This is a genomic window from Promicromonospora panici (assembly GCF_900608595.1).
Taxonomy (GTDB): Bacteria; Actinomycetota; Actinomycetes; order Actinomycetales; family Cellulomonadaceae; genus Promicromonospora; species Promicromonospora panici.
Map to the genome: position 1 here is coordinate 192,834 of NZ_UWYY01000013.1, position 14,039 is coordinate 206,872.

General features: G+C 70.5%; 14 protein-coding genes. 6 read left to right on the forward strand and 8 right to left on the reverse strand.

Annotated features, from left to right (window positions below):
• The first annotated feature begins 31 nt into the window (after positions 1–31).
• Positions 32–778 (forward strand): class I SAM-dependent methyltransferase, encoded by a 747-nt coding sequence (locus tag EW117_RS16865; RefSeq protein WP_129787861.1) that lies wholly within the window; start codon positions 32–34, stop codon positions 776–778.
• 80 nt (positions 779–858) lie between these two features.
• Here the strand turns inward: EW117_RS16865 and EW117_RS16870 are convergent, their stop codons facing one another.
• The 5 genes from EW117_RS16870 to EW117_RS16890 form a co-directional block, all read right to left on the reverse strand.
• The gene (locus EW117_RS16870) at positions 859–2,283 is read right to left on the reverse strand and encodes a GntP family transporter (protein WP_129787862.1); all 1,425 of its coding nucleotides are present in this window, start codon (positions 2,281–2,283) and stop codon (positions 859–861) included.
• Positions 2,280–3,185, reverse strand: a complete 906-nt coding sequence (locus EW117_RS16875; RefSeq protein ID WP_277986472.1) for an NAD(P)-dependent oxidoreductase — start codon at positions 3,183–3,185, stop codon at positions 2,280–2,282. Before EW117_RS16875 ends, EW117_RS16870 begins: the two co-directional genes overlap by 4 nt.
• Before the next feature lie 53 nt (positions 3,186–3,238).
• Positions 3,239–4,642: a four-carbon acid sugar kinase family protein gene (locus EW117_RS16880; protein WP_129787863.1), complete on the reverse strand. Its 1,404-nt coding sequence runs from the start codon at positions 4,640–4,642 to the stop codon at positions 3,239–3,241.
• A gap of 35 nt (positions 4,643–4,677) precedes the next feature.
• Positions 4,678–5,334, reverse strand: coding sequence for a FadR/GntR family transcriptional regulator (locus EW117_RS16885; protein WP_129787864.1), 657 nt, complete (start codon positions 5,332–5,334; stop codon positions 4,678–4,680).
• A gap of 162 nt (positions 5,335–5,496) precedes the next feature.
• Positions 5,497–6,258: a helix-turn-helix domain-containing protein gene (locus tag EW117_RS16890; RefSeq protein ID WP_129787865.1), complete on the reverse strand. Its 762-nt coding sequence runs from the start codon at positions 6,256–6,258 to the stop codon at positions 5,497–5,499.
• 263 nt (positions 6,259–6,521) lie between these two features.
• Here EW117_RS16890 and EW117_RS16895 point away from each other — a divergent pair, with 263 nt between their 5' ends.
• Entirely contained in the window at positions 6,522–7,292 is a 771-nt protein-coding gene (locus EW117_RS16895; RefSeq protein ID WP_129787866.1) for an SDR family NAD(P)-dependent oxidoreductase, read from the forward strand.
• A 79-nt stretch (positions 7,293–7,371) separates the two neighbouring features.
• Here EW117_RS16895 and EW117_RS16900 read toward each other — a convergent pair whose 3' ends face one another.
• Positions 7,372–9,465, reverse strand: coding sequence for a HelD family protein (locus EW117_RS16900; protein WP_129787867.1), 2,094 nt, complete (start codon positions 9,463–9,465; stop codon positions 7,372–7,374).
• A 202-nt stretch (positions 9,466–9,667) separates the two neighbouring features.
• Between EW117_RS16900 and EW117_RS16905 the strand changes: the two genes are divergently transcribed.
• Together EW117_RS16905 and EW117_RS16910 are read left to right on the forward strand one after the other, a co-directional pair.
• Positions 9,668–10,024 carry a DUF3467 domain-containing protein gene (locus EW117_RS16905; RefSeq protein ID WP_129787868.1) on the forward strand — a complete coding sequence of 119 codons (357 nt, stop codon included), beginning with the start codon at positions 9,668–9,670 and terminating at the stop codon, positions 10,022–10,024.
• A gap of 319 nt (positions 10,025–10,343) precedes the next feature.
• Positions 10,344–10,661, forward strand: a complete 318-nt coding sequence (locus EW117_RS16910; RefSeq protein ID WP_277986473.1) for an STAS domain-containing protein — start codon at positions 10,344–10,346, stop codon at positions 10,659–10,661.
• A 61-nt stretch (positions 10,662–10,722) separates the two neighbouring features.
• On the opposite strand, the gene ppgK is transcribed toward EW117_RS16910, so the two are convergent.
• Positions 10,723–11,469, reverse strand: a complete 747-nt coding sequence (gene ppgK, locus EW117_RS16915; protein WP_129787870.1) for a polyphosphate--glucose phosphotransferase — start codon at positions 11,467–11,469, stop codon at positions 10,723–10,725.
• Positions 11,470–11,483: 14 nt separating this feature from the next.
• Here ppgK and EW117_RS16920 point away from each other — a divergent pair, with 14 nt between their 5' ends.
• Positions 11,484–11,669, forward strand: a complete 186-nt coding sequence (locus EW117_RS16920; RefSeq protein ID WP_129787871.1) for an SPOR domain-containing protein — start codon at positions 11,484–11,486, stop codon at positions 11,667–11,669.
• 82 nt (positions 11,670–11,751) lie between these two features.
• Here the strand turns inward: EW117_RS16920 and panB are convergent, their stop codons facing one another.
• Positions 11,752–12,582 (reverse strand): 3-methyl-2-oxobutanoate hydroxymethyltransferase, encoded by an 831-nt coding sequence (panB, locus tag EW117_RS16925; protein ID WP_129787872.1) that lies wholly within the window; start codon positions 12,580–12,582, stop codon positions 11,752–11,754.
• A gap of 104 nt (positions 12,583–12,686) precedes the next feature.
• On the opposite strand from panB, the gene glnA reads away from it, so the two are divergent.
• Positions 12,687–14,021 carry a type I glutamate--ammonia ligase gene (gene glnA, locus EW117_RS16930; protein WP_129787873.1) on the forward strand — a complete coding sequence of 445 codons (1,335 nt, stop codon included), beginning with the start codon at positions 12,687–12,689 and terminating at the stop codon, positions 14,019–14,021.
• The last annotated feature ends 18 nt before the right edge of the window (positions 14,022–14,039 follow it).

Consider the following 14,039-nt stretch of genomic DNA (forward strand, 5'->3'; position numbering starts at 1 on the left):
CTGCTGAGGGCCGCCCTGGCAGGGTGGCGGGATGGACGTCGCAGAGGACGAGACCCGGGCCGCATGGGCCATCGCATCGCGCAAGTACGAGAACGAGTATGCCGAGCATCTGGCAGAGGCCCGGACCGTTGAGCTCCTGCCCGCCGAGGTCGCGGTGCTCGGCAGGATCGTCGACGGGGCCGAGGTCGTGCACCCGATGAGCGGCCACGGTCTGGACGACGTCGCGCTGGCTCGGCTCGGGGCACGCTCCGTGCACGGGCTGGACTACAGCGAGGCCGCCGTCTCGAGCGCGCAGCGCCGGGCGGACGAGCTCGGGATGCCCTGCCGGTACACGCAGGCGGCGATGCCGGAGAGCGGGCTCGACGATGCCTGCGCCGACCTGGTCTACACCGGTAAGGGCGCGCTGATCTGGGTTCCTGACCTGCCTGCGTTCTTCGCGGAGGTGCACCGTCTGCTCCGGGCGGACGGCTGGTTCTACGTCTACGAGGCGCATCCGCTCGTGCCGCTGTGGGCCTGGGACGCGGACGAGATCCGGGTCCGCCCCGATCGCGGCTACTTCGAGCCCTCGCACGTCAACGACTCGTTCCCGGGCAACGGCGCCGTGGAGCGTCAGCACACGCTGTCGGAGATCGTCATGGCCTGCCGGCGCGCGGGCTTCGAGATCGAGCACCTGGACGAGTATCCCGAGCCGTTCTGGCGCCCGGGGCACCTGGACGCGGCCGCTGCGTGGGACGGCCGCCTTCCCAACGCGTTCAGCCTCCTCGCGCGCCGAGCCTGAGCGCGCGACGTCGTCGGCCTCTCCGGTGTCAGACGTACAGGTCACCCCCGGTGACATGTACGTCCGACACGTCGGACGGGCTATGCGCCGGGGACGGCCACGTAGAGGACAGCCACGACGAGGAACCCGAGAAGCCCTAGGGCGGTGGTGAGCGGCGTCCACATCCGCAGGCCGTCCTTGACCGACAGCCCGAGGTAGCGCGTCACGATCCAGAAGCCGGAGTCGTTGACGTGGCTGAGGCCGAGCGCGCCGTAGCCGATCGCGAGGGCTATCAGCGCGAGGTGGATCGGGTCGAGCCCGAGCGCACCGACCGTCGGCAGCAGCAGCCCCGACGCCGTCGTGATCGCCACGGTCGCCGAACCCTGCGCGGCGCGCAGGATGAGCGAGATGAGGAACGCGGCCAGGAGGATCGGGATGCCCGACGTGCTGAGGGCGTCGGCCACCGCGCCGCCGATGCCGGTCTCGGTGAGGATCCGCCCGAAGCCGCCGCCCGCGCCGGTCACCAGGATGATGACAGCGGCCGCCGGCAGCGACGACTCCATGACCTCGCCGAGCTTCGCCGCCGACCAGCCGCGACGCATCCCCAGGAGGTACATCGCGGCGGCGATCGCGACCACGAGCGCGAAGATCGGCTGACCGACCATCGAGAGCAGGCCGTTCCAGGTGCTTCCCGGCTCGAACAGCGGGGCGATCGTGGTGCCCAGCATGATGAGTGCCAGCGGGAGCACGATGATCCCGAGGATCGTCCCGGCGCCCGGGGCGCGCTCGCCGTCCTCGAGCGTGACGGTGCGCGGGCTGTCGGCAGTGCCGAAGCTGTCGAACATCGCCTTCGTCGCCCCGATCATCGCGACCTCGCGACGGTTCAGCACCTTCGAGAGGAAGTAGGCGGTGACTGCCACCGGGACCGAGATGGCCAGGGCCAGGATCGTGATCCAGCCGACGTCGGCCCCCAGCAGGGCGGCTCCGCCGACGATCCCGGGGTGGGGCGGCACCGCCACGTGGACGGCGAGCATGATCCCCGCGACCGGCAGGCCGAACTTGACCGGGCTGAGCCCCGCGGCCTTCGAGAACGCGTAGATGATCGGGATGAGGATGATGAACCCGGCGTCGAAGAAGACCGGGATCGCCAGGATGGCCGCGGCGGCCGTGAGCGCGACGGCGACCCGCTTGGGGCCGAGCAGGCTCGTGAACCTCCCGGCGAGCGACTCGGCGCCGCCGGAGATCTCGATGATCTTGCCGAGCATCGAGCCGAGCGCGACCAGCACCGCGACGGATCCGAGGGTGCCGCCGACGCCCGCGATGATGGCCTGGACGACGCCGAGCTGTTCGGGGTCGGTGTCGGTGGCGGGAACCGTGGTCAGGGGCAGGCCCGCCGCGACGCCGACGAGGATTGACGTGAGGATCAGCGCGTAGAAGGTCTGGACCTTGAACTTGACGATCAGGAGCAGCAGCAGGGCGATGCCTGCGAGCCCGATGAGGATGAGGGCCGGAAGCGAGTAGGTCATGACTGGGCCCCGTTCTTCCGCAGCTCCGGCGCGACGACGCGGATGACCGCGGAGTCGTCGAGGGCGCCGAGGCCCTGTGCCTCGCCGATCAGGAACAGCTGCTCGGCCGCGGCGGCGACGGGCGCGGCGAGGTGGGCGCTGCGCGCGGCCTTGCCGACGATCCCGAGGTCCTTGACGAAGATGTCGAGCCGGCTGAGCACCTCGGCGCCGTCCTCGTCGTAGGCCTGCAGGGCGCGCGGTCCGCGGTTGCCGAGCATGAAGGAGCCGGCGGCGCCGGCCGTGAGCGCTTCGAGCGTGCGCTCCGTGTCGAGCCCGAGCGCGTCGGCGAGGGCGAGCGCCTCGGCAGCGGCGGCGATGTGGACGCCGCACAGGAGCTGGTTGACGGTCTTGAGCGCCTGCCCGTCGCCGGGGTGATCGCCCACGACCGAGAGGGTCGACGCGAGCTGGTCGAGCACCGGCTTTGCCTTCGCGAGCGCGGCGGGCTCGGCCCCGACGACGATCAGGAGGTCGCCTTCGCCCGCACGGACCGGGCCGCCGGAGAGTGGCGCGTCGACCAGGCGAGCGTCGTGCTCGGCCAGCCGCTCGGCGATGGCGGCGATGCCGTCCGTGCCGACGGTGCTGGTGAGGACGACGACGGCGCCGGGCTCCAGGTGCTCGGCGAGGCCGGCCTCGCCGAAGAGCAGCTCGTGCAGCTGCTCGCCGGTGCGGACGGCGACGAGCACCGTCCCGGCCTGGTGGACGGCGTCGGCCGCTGAACCTGCGGGGGTGACCCCGCGATCGGCGGCGAGGGCGAGCCGCTCGGCGGCGATGTCGAAGCCTGCGACGTCGAATTGCTCTGCCAGCCGGGTCGCCATGGGCAAGCCCATGGCGCCGAGGCCTATGACAGCGACTTTGCTGTTCACAGCGTTACTTCCTGTTCTGAGCGGGGTTTGTTCGGGTGGGACTGCAGGGGTGTTCAGTCGGCGAGCTTGCCGACCACCTCCGCGAGCGAGTCGGCCTGGCCGACGTTGCCCGCGAAGACGATGTAGGGGATGCCGACGGCGGGGCCCGTCTCGGGCTGCCAGAGCGAGACGAGGCCGGGCAGCATCGGGCCGACGACAATCGCGCGGCGGATGCCCAGCGCCTCCGAGGCGACATCGCTGGAGGTGATGCCGCCTTTGGCGATGACGAACCGCGGCGGCGCGAGATCGAGCACCCGGGCGACGAGCTCGACCACGCCGCTGGAGACCTTGCGGGCGATGTCGAGGCTCTCCGCACCGTCCCGGCCGGTCACCAGCTCGCGGCTGGTGTGGACGATGACCGTGCCCTCCCCGAGGCCCTTCGCCGCCGCGTCGGCCGAGGCGGCCAGGTGCGCGTCGCGCCGCCCGTCGATGAGGCTGCGCACGTCGAGCTCGATCGTCGCGGTGCCTGGGCGCGCGGCGCGGAGCGCTTTGAGCTGCGCCGTGGTGAGCGGCACGTGGCTGCCGACGACGACGAGGCCGCCGCGCTCGTTGGCGAAGTCGATCCGGTCGGCGGTGACGGGCTCCGCGAGTTCCTGGCCGATGTGGGCGCGCACGTACGGCGGGCCCACGCGCAGGAGTGATCCGGTGCCCTCCCGGTCGAGGCGGTGCAGGGCGATCGCGACGACGCGCAGGTCCGACTCGCGGACGGCGTCGACCGCCACGACGGTGCCCGCGGGGAGCGAGCGGAGCAGGTCCGCGACGGCGTCAGGGCCGCGGCGGATCACGCCGAGGGTGAGCGCGGCGACGTCGTCGGCGGCGATGCGCCCACCGGTCTTCTCCTTGACCCACTCGCGCAGGTCGGACGCCGCGAAGCCGAACGTCGCGTCCTGCGCGAACGGCGTCTGGCCCACAGGGGTGACCTCGCCGTCGACCACCCAGTAGTGGACGCTGTCGACGGTGATGCGGCCGGCGTCGGGGAACGCGGGCACGAGCAGGGTGAGGGCGGGCGCGCGGCCGCCGTGCTCGACGATGGCGTCCCGGAGCGTGTCGACCTCGAGCGGGAAGTGGCCGCGCAGGGTCGAGTCGGAGCGGGAGACGAAGGTGAGGCGCTTGCCCGCCCGCCTGGCGGCGGCCAATGCCACCGCGACGACCTCGCGGTTTCGCCCGACGGTGGTCTCCTCGTCGAGGGAGCGGGTGTTGGTGAGCACGTAGACGGCGCGGGCCCCGGTCGCGAACGCCCAGTCCAGGTCTGCCGGCTCCCAGCGGGTGAGCACCGGGAGGCCGGCGACGGACTGCGTCCCGGTGGGGTCGTCGTCGAGGACGACGAGGACGGCGTCGGGGTCGCTCTCGGCGCGCACGTCGGAGGCGGTGACCTCGGCGGCGGAGGGCACGGTGTCGAGCAGTGTCTCGATATCCACGAGAACTCCCTTGTTCGCGGTGTGGCCGACGGTGGCTATGAGATTGAGCGGCTATCAGATATCAGATATCTGGTGCGGGACAGAACAGCCTCGACCACGGCTTCGTGCTGGGCGATCGCGTGCTCGCGGATCTCGGGGACGGCGCTGGTCTCGCTGCGCGTCTCGGCGAGCATCGTCGTCAGCGGCAGCAGCGCCGCGACGAGGATGTGGTTGTCCGCTGCCCGCAGGATCACGTCGTGAAACTCCAGGTCGGCGGCCACGAAAGCGGCCACGTCCGGCTCCGCGTGGGCCTTGCGCATCCGCTCGACCGCCCGTCGCATCTCCACGATGTCGGACTCGCCGTGGCGCCCGGCGGCGAGCTGTGCGGCACCGGTCTCGATCATCATGCGCACCTCGAGCAGCTCCAGCGAGGAGCGTTCCCGCTCACCGGCGCTGCGGGCGTGCCGCACCACCGCCTCGAGACCCGTCCACTCCTTCACCGGCGCGATGCGGTGCCGGCGGCCGGGCACCTGCACGATGACTCCCTGTGCCTGGAGCAGCCGCACGGACTCGCGCAGGGTGAGCCGGGAGACGTGGAACTCCTCGGCCAGCACCCCCTCCGGCGGCAGCGGCCCGCCCGTCTCGAGCCTGCCGTCGATGATGGCGTCGAGCAGCTGTTCGACCACCTCTTGCGTCCGCGAGGCTCGCGCCATCGACCTTCCTCTCCACCGGTGCCGCCAGAGCAGGTCAGCTCCACGGAACCCAAGGTTAAGTCGTACCCTGCCGCGACAAGGTATTGCCGCCGGGTCAGTGGTTGGCGATGAACGCTGTCCCGAAGAGGTTGGAGCCTAGGAGCTCCGCCATCGTGGGTTCGCTCATGGATCTGTCCGTTCGTCGGCGGCGTCCAACCGTTCGTCGGTCTTTCCCCTGGTGATCAGGTCCGCGCGGTAGAGCACTTCGAGCTGGGCGGGGTTGTAGAGCTCCTGGAGCGACTCGACGATCGTGCTCTCGAGAGTCGCCGTGCTCTTCGCCGAGCGCGACGTGGGGTCGTTGAGCCACGGGTAGGCGGCCTTCTGCCGCGCGATGATCGGCGCGAAGTACTCGGCAAGACGGCTTCGTGTGGCCCGGTCCGCGTCCGGAGGGAGGCTTTCGAACTCCTCGTCGGCGTCCGTGCGGGGTGTTTCCTCCAGCATCTGGCGGAGGTCGCTCATCGCCGACTCGTCGTACGCCTGCGAATAGATCATGACCAGCGACCGGTTCGGTTCCGGCAGGGCGTCTGCGACTGAGCTGAAGCCGGGCGGCAGATCCGCGGGAGCCCGATGGCGCAGGATCAGGGCGAGCTCCGACCGCGCGCGCTGCAGCCGTTCGATGGTCGCTTCGAGCTCAGCGTCGAGCACCCGTAGGGCTTCGACCGGGTCCTCGTCCGCGCGCCCCAGCGACTCGATCTGCGCGAGCGGCACGCCGAGATCGCGGAGGCGCCGGATCTGCAGGAGACGCAGCAGGTGCGGCACGCCGTACTGCTTGTACCCGTTCGACCTGCGCTCCGGCTCCTCGAGCAGGCCCGCCTCGTGGTAGTGCCGCACGGTGTTGACGGTCGTGTCCGCGAGTTCCGCGATCTGCCGGGTGCTCCACGCCACGGTTCGCTCCGCTCCTCTGGTCTGTTCGGCCTGTCGGTCGGCACGGCGCCGCCGACATGCCCCCAGTCGAAACTATGTCCTTGGCACATGGTCAAGCGCGCTGACAGGGCCGGCGCCTGGAGGTTCGCGGCCTCGGGGTACGTGACTGCGAGCGATGCGGCGATCTCGGGGAGGACCGGGAACTGCGCCACGAGGACTCCCAGGCGCATCAGGACGATCACTGTCCGCAGGGTTGTGTCAGAGGCGAGGGATACAAAGGTTCCATGAGTAGGTCGGTCGCAATCGTGTCCGGCGGTGCCGGCGGGCTGGGCGGTCACATCGTGTCCGCGCTGCTGCCTCGTGGCTTCCACGTCGTCATCGGAGACGTCGATACCGAGGCGGGGGAGCGGCAGGCCCGCGCCATCGAGGACCGCGGTGGCGCCGCCACCTTCGTGCCGGCCGACCTCTCCAACCCCGGGGAGATCACGAGGCTGATCGAGAGCGCCGACCGGCTAGGCCCCTTGAGAGCGCTGGCCAACAATGCGGGCGGCTGGCTCCCCGGGCCGCAGTACCCGTCCGGTGACAGCTGGCGGCGCAGCATCGACCTGAACCTGGTGATGCCGATGCTGGCCACCCAGCTGAGCCTTCCACTCATGGCTGCTGCCGGCGGCGGCTCGGTGGTCAACGTCGCGTCGAGCGGCGGCTGGGAGTCCACGCCGTACGGGTCGCCGGAGTACGGGGCCGCGAAGGCCGGCCTGATCCGGTTCACCACGGCCCTCGTCGGTACTGCCGCGGAGCACTCGGTGACCGTGAACTGCGTGGTGCCGCACTGGATCGGGCTGCCGCGTGCGGTCGAGGAGTTCGACCGGATGACTCCCGAGGAGCGAATGCGCAGCGGCGGCCTCGTCGCGCCCGAGCTCGTGGCCTCGACGATCGTCGAGCTGCTGACCGACCCGGAAGCGACCGGCCGGGTGATGGTTCTCCGCGCGGGCCATCACCCCTACCAGGTCGACCCGGCCGCGGCCGATCCTCTGTGGACCAGCCCCTATGGCTGACCGGGCGGTGCCCACGCGCTGATCAGGGTGGCCGCCACCGCTACGTATGGGCCGCGCGCAATTCGACACGGGCCGACGTTCAGTTCCTGCCGGCCTCGGCCAGGGCCTCGTCCAGGCGCTCGATGCCCAGCTCCGGCGGCAGGTCGTCGCCGTGCCGGACGACGAGGGACGTGACCGCGCGGGTCAGGCAGACGTAGAGGCGGCGCAGGCCGGTCGCGTGGTTCGGCTCGGCCGCGACGATCGCGGCGGGGTCGTGCAGGACCACATGGTCGAACTCGAGGCCCTTCGCCAGCGAGGCGGGCACCAGGTCGAGGTGCGCGTCGAACTCGGAGGTGTCGTCCGGGTCGGCCGCGTTGTCGGAGGCCGGAGCGTCGTCCTGCTCGCCCACGACCGCGAACGTGAGCCCGACGGCGGCGAGCGTCGTGCGGATGTCGGGCACGGCGGCGTCGGGCACGATCAGGCCGACCGAGCCTTCCAGGCCGGGGATCCCCACGAGGACGTCCTCGAGCGGCGCGGCAGTGAGGGTGAGTCGCCCGCGGGCCCGCCGGACGGCGGTCGGGGGCTCCAGGCCGGGCGCGATGCTGGGCAGCAGGCGGGCGGCGAGGTCGATCACGTCGGCGGGCACGCGGAAGCCCGCCGTGAGCTGCTCCACGTGCCCGTCGGGCTTGGCGAGGTGGCCCAGGACGTCGGACCAGTCGCTCGACGCCCAGGGCGTGGTGGCCTGCGCGAGGTCGCCGAGCACGGTGAGCGAGCCCGTCGCGGCGCGCCGCCCGAGGGCGCGCAGCATCATGGCGGACAGGTCCTGCGCCTCGTCGACGACGATGTGCGCCACCGACTCGGCGCGGTCCAACAGGTCCGAGATCTCGTCGAGCAGCACGAGGTCCGCCGTCGTCCAGCGGGCGGAGCCGGGCGTGCGGGGTTGTCGATCCCAGGTCAGGAGGAGCTGTTCGGCGTCGGACAGGATGCCCTCCGCGCACTCGGCGAGGAACCGCGAGTCGGAGAACAGCCGGAAGAGCAGCTTGCGCGGCTCGACCGCGGGCCACACCGCCGCCGCGTAGTCCCGGACCGGCTTCGTCCGGGCCAGGACGTCCCATGCCTTGTCGTCGAGCGCGTCGCCCCTCTCCTCGATCTGGATCAGCACCCGGTGCGCAAGGGCATGTCGGAGCTGCGCCGCGCCCAGCGCGTACCGCACGTCGCGCGCCCTGATCTGCTCTATCGCGTGCTGCGCCTCGTACGCCGGGACCCGCCAGCGGAAGGAGCCGCGCGGCAGGACCAGCGTGTCCTGCGGGGTGCCGACATGCGACCAGACAGCACGCCGCAGCACGGCCGCCATCCGGCCGTCGCCCTTGAGGGTCGCGACGTCGGCGGACTCGGCGGCACGCACCGGAGCGTGGTCGCCGACGATCTCCTCGATGGTCGCCTGCCTGGCGTGGATCTCGCCGAGCGCCGGCAGGACGTCGCGGATGTACCGCAGGAAGCTCTTGTTCGGCCCGACGACGAGCACGCCGCGGCGGGTGAGCTGCTCGCGGTGTGCGTACAAGAGGTAGGCCGCGCGGTGCAGCCCGACCGCCGTCTTTCCCGTGCCGGGCGCGCCCTGCACCACGAGGGTGCGCTCGAGCGGCATGCGGACGATGACGTCCTGCTCGGGCTGGATTGTCGCGACGATGTCACGCATCGGGCCGGTGCGCGGGCGCTCGATCTCGGCCTCGAGGATCTCCGAGTGCGCGGTGGCCGTGCCGGCGGGCCGGCCGGCGCGGCTCAGGGGCTCGTCCTCGAACCCGGTCAGGTGGCCGCGGGCGAAGCCGTACCGCCGGCGCGCGGTGATCCCCATCGGCTCCTTCGGCGTCGCCCGGTAGAACGGGGTGCTCACCGGGGCGCGCCAGTCCACGACCATCGGCTCGCCGTCCGGGTCGGAGACGTGACGTCGTCCGATGTGGAAGGTCTCGTCCGTCTCCTCGATGTTGATGCGGCCGAAGAAGAGCGGGATCGCGGGATCGTCGGTGAGCTGCTCCATCCGCCGCGCGAGGGTGGCCTCCAGCACGTCCGCGCTGATCCGGTCACCGGCGTAGCGCCCGTCGAGCGCGGCGACCCGGTCGCGCATCCGGCCGAGCTGGGACCGGGCCTCGGCGAGAAACTCCCGCTCCTGGATGAGCTCGGGCACGTCGGCAGGCATGGGGGACCCTCCAGGAGTCTGCGCGGGGGATGTTCGTGGGAACGGACGCGCGAGTCTAGTGCCCCGGGCCGCCGCAGGGCCGCATCTTTTTGGCCCCGGAGCGTCGCCGGAGACACATATGTCCTAGGAGTCCGTTTCCACTGTCGCGCCAACCGGGCCCACGGTACGGTCGGGGAACCGCCCGGCCAATCGAGGAGCCCTAGTGTCGTCCGACGAGCTTCCCCAGGAGTTCCAGATCGACGTACCCGACGAGATGGAGACCGGCGTGCCCGCCGACTTCGCGTCCGTATGGCACACGCCGACGTCGTTCATCCTGGACTTCATCGCCGTGAAGCAGCCACCGAGCCCGGTCTCGGATCCGGAGTCGGGCGAAGTCACGTCGATTACCGTGCCGGGCCGCGTGGTCTCCCGCGTGCGCATTCCTCCGCAGCAGGTGTTCGAGCTTGCCAAGGCGCTCACTATGCAGCTCGACGCATGGGAGAAGGAAAGCGCGCCAACGGTTCGCAATCCCCGGGCCGCAGAGGGGCCGGATGGTCCGAATCGATCGTCGGAGAATTAAATCTTGTGAATCTTTTTCTTGGACGAACGTCCAACATGGCGCCTATATGTCCGATCTGCCGGGGAGGAATGTTCCGGTTTGACCATAGAAAAGGTAGGTTATACCAGTCCTGAGGGGGAAATGTAACCCTCGCTGGCTGTTCCACTTGCGATCTTCACGGATGTAGGCTTCCCGTGATCGCGACGAAGGCGTTGCAATCTCCCAGAGTTGCCCGGGGGGTCGGGCGACCCGTTCCGGCGGCCATGTCGGGGAGCAATGAACAGGGGCGATGCAAGTGAGCAACACGGAATTCGATAGCAGGGGGCGCACGGGCGGGATCATGTTCGAAGAACAGTCCCGCACGAGTGTCGTGAGCATGTGGGGAGAGATCGATGTCTCCCTGCGCGGTGAGTCCAGTGCTGCGATAGCCAATGCCCTCGAGCGGGCCAAGTCGGTGGTGATCGACACCTCGCGGGTGACGTTCATGGACTCGACCGGCGTCGCGTTCCTCATGCAGATGTATACCTACGGGACGCAGGACGGGCTGACCGTGAGCCTTCCGGAACCGCCGCCGGTGGTCCGGAGCGTCATCGAGATGCTCGGGGTGGACGCGCTGTTCGCGCAGTCCGCCGAGCCGGCCGTCGTCCGCGAGGCCTGACCGGACCAGCCGCCGGCGCTCCCTCGTGAGAGGGCCCGGCCCGCAGGCCCGGCGCCTGTCCTCAGCGCCCCGCGGCCAATGCCGCGGCGCCCACGATGCCCGCCGCGTTCCGCAGCTGGGCCGGGACGATCGGCGCACGCAGGTGCAGGCTCGGCAGATACTTCTCGTGATGCTTGCTCACGCCGCCGCCCACGACGATGAGGTCGGGGGACAGCAGGTCCTCGACGACGCCGAAGTAGCGCTGCAGGCGCTCGGCCCATTCGTCCCACGACAGGTCCTCGCGTTCGCGCGCCGAGTCGGCCGCGCGCGACTCGGCGTCGTGCCCGTCGATCTCCAGGTGCCCCAGCTCCGTGTTCGGCACCAGGACGCCGTCGACCACCAGGGCCGAGCCGATGCCCGTGCCCAGCGTCGCCACCAGCACCACGCCGTCGGCGTCCCGGGCGGCGCCGTACCGGACCTCGCCCACGCCCGCGGCGTCGGCGTCGTTCACCGCGACGGCGTGGCGGCCGGTCGCTCGCTGGACGAGCGCCGGCAGGTCCACGCCGGTCCAGGACTGGTCGAGGTTCGCCATGGAGCGCACCACGCCGTGCTGCATGGGCGCGGGGAACGCGACGCCGATCGGCACGTCGTCGGACAGCTGATAGGTGTCCACGAGCTTGGCGAGCACGTCTGCCACCGCCTGCGGGGTGGACGGTTGAGGGGTCGGGATACGGGTCCGCTTGTCCGCGTACTCGCCCGCTACGAGATCGACGGGCGCACCCTTGATCCCGGAACCTCCGATGTCGATGCCGAACGCCAGGTCACTCATGCCAGGATCGTCTCATGAGCACTGGCGAGCAGTACTGGTACAACACCGAGACGGGTGAGGTCGAGGAGGGGCACCGGTCCTCCTGGACGCACCTGATGGGCCCGTACGGCACCCGCGCCGAGGCCGAGCGGGCGCTGGCGAACGCGAAGGCGCGCAGCGAGTCCTGGGACAAGGACGACGAGGAGTGGCGCAACAAGTAACCCCTTGGTTGTGAGCGTGATCGTTGCTACTACCTGCCCGGTTTAGGCGCAACGATCGCGCCCACAACTACGACTGGGGCGGTTACTTGTTGAACGAGTGCTCCTCGTCCGGGAACGATGAGTCCTTGACCTCGGTCACGTAGTCCTCCGCGGCCTGCTGCAGCGCCGCGCCGAGCTCGGCGTAGCGCCGGGCGAACCGCGGCGACCAGCCGGTCATGCCCGCCATGTCCGTCCACACCAGCACCTGGCCGTCGCAGTGCGGCCCGGCGCCGATGCCGATGGTCGGGATGCGCACGATCTCGGTGATCCGCGCGGCGACGTCCGTGGGCACCATCTCCAGGACGACGGCGACGGCGCCGGCCTCCTCGACCGCCTGCGCGTCCGCGGCCAGCTGCTCCACGGCGGCGTCGCCGCGGCCCTGGACGCGCGGCCCGCCGAGCAGGTTCTCCGACTGCGGCGTGTAGCCCAGGTGCGCGACGACGGGGATGCCTGCGTCGGTCAGCGCGCGGATCTGCGGCGCCGAGCGGACGCCGCCCTCGAGCTTGACGGCGTCGGCGCCCGTCTCCTTGAAGATCCGCACCGACGTCTCCAGGGCCTGCTGCGGGCCGGCCTCGTAGGAGCCGAACGGCAGGTCGATCACGACGAAGGCACGCTTCGTGGCCCGGGCGACGGCGCGCGCGGCGGGGATCATGTCGTCGACCGTCACGGGGATGGTGGTCGGGTGGCCATGCATGACGTTCCCGATGGAGTCACCCACGAGCAGGATGTCCATACCGGCGGCGTCGAAGATCGCGGCGGTCACGGCGTCGTACGCGGTGAGCATCGCGAGCTTCTCGCCCCGGGCCTTGGCCTCCGCCAGGTGGTGCACACGGACCCGCTTGGGACCCGGTGTGGGTGAGGTGTGGGCGGACATGGTCCTCCTGTGGTTCGGGCGGCGTCAGTGCCGCAGGAAAGCCTACGACCCGTAGTCCATGCCCGGTACACGCGCCTGTAACAGGTTTAGTGCAAGATGGGCCCATGGACAGGCAGCAGGAGTTCGTGCTCCGCACGGTCGAGGAGCGCGACATCCGCTTCATCCGGCTCTGGTTCACCGACGTGCTCGGTGTGCTGAAGTCGGTAGCTGTGGCGCCCGCGGAGCTGGAGTCGGCGTTCACCGAGGGCATCGGTTTCGACGGCAGCGCCATCGAGGGGCTCACCCGGGTCTTCGAGGCGGACATGGTCGCGAAGCCGGACCCGACCACCTTTCAGGTCCTCCCATGGCGTGGTGAACGCCACGGCACCGGTCGCATGTTCTGCGACATCCTGACGCCGGACGGGCAGCCGTCGCTGGCGGACTCCCGCAACGTGCTCAAGCGCACCCTCGCGAAGGCGAGCGACCGCGGGTTCACCTTCTACACGCACCCCGAGGTCGAGTTCTACCTCTTCAACCAGCTCACCAAGACCGACTCGAAGCTCGAGCCGGTCGACCAGGGCGGGTACTTCGACCACCTGGCCCGGGGATCGACGCACGACTTCCGCCGCGCCGCGATCACGATGCTCGAGTCCATGGGTATCTCGGTCGAGTTCTCCCACCACGAGGCCGGCCCGGGGCAGAACGAGATCGACCTGCGCTACGCCGACGCGCTGACGACCGCGGACAACCTGATGACGTTCCGCACGGTGGTCAAGGAGGTGGCGCTGGAGCAGGGCGTGTTTGCGTCGTTCATGCCCAAGCCGCTGGCCGACCAGCCCGGATCCGGCATGCACACGCACGTGTCGCTGTTCGAGGACGACCGCAACGCGTTCTACGAGCCCGGCGCCCAGTTCGAGCTGTCCAAGACGGCGCGCCAGTTCATCGCGGGCCTGATGGTGCACGCGGGTGAGATCACGGCGGTCACCAACCAGTACGTCAACAGCTACAAGCGGCTCTGGGGCGGGCAGGAGGCCCCGAGCTACGTCAGCTGGGGCCACAACAACCGGTCCGCGCTGGTCCGCGTGCCGATGTACAAGCCGGGCAAGGGCAACTCGGCGCGCATCGAGTACCGCGCGCTGGACTCCGCGGCGAACCCCTACCTGGCGTTCGCCGTGCTGCTGGCCGCCGGGCTCAAGGGCATCGAGGAGGGCTACGACCTCCTGGACCACACCGAGGACGACGTCTGGGAGCTCACCCCGTCCGAGCGCCGCGCCCTGGGCATCGCGCCGCTGCCGCGCGACCTCGACGAGGCCATCCAGTTCATGGAGAGGTCCGAGCTCGTGGCCGAGACGCTCGGCGAGCACGTCTTCGACTACTTCCTGCGCAACAAGCGCGAGGAGTGGGAGGCGTACAGCGCCCAGGTCACCCCGTTCGAGCTCAAGCGCTTCCTCCAGCTCTGAAGTAGAGGTTCGCGAGGT